General features: G+C 42.4%; 1 protein-coding gene. It reads left to right on the top strand.

Annotated features, from left to right (window positions below; genetic code table 11):
• The coding region (locus AAEY83_RS14610; protein WP_351059992.1) for a hypothetical protein at nt 1-192 on the top strand (192 nt) is incomplete at its 5' end.
• Nucleotides 193-276 lie beyond the last annotated feature (84 nt).

Genomic DNA, 276 nt, shown 5'->3' with positions numbered 1-276 from the left:
AGCGGGATCCGTGAACCTGATCAGGTTAATACCTGCGTAGGGAACAAGCTGCCTAAAATGGGACGCTTGTGCGTCTTTTTTTATGCGCACAATAAAGTGATTTATTTTTTAGGCTGCAAAGTAGCATGTACGCTACTTTACGATCTTTCTCTATTCCTCGGAATATCTGACAAGACAACCCTTAAGCAATGAGGCAAGTCATGTCAAATACTACAAATAAAGCGTCACGCCGAGAAACTCGTGCTGCCGCGTCTGAATATATTTATAACTTAACGG

Source organism: Psychrobacter sp. TB20-MNA-CIBAN-0197, assembly GCF_040309765.1.
GTDB lineage: Bacteria > Pseudomonadota > Gammaproteobacteria > Pseudomonadales > Moraxellaceae > Psychrobacter > Psychrobacter submarinus.
The sequence above is the reverse complement of the archived record's forward strand: the minus strand, read 5'-3'. Positions and strand labels throughout refer to the sequence as shown.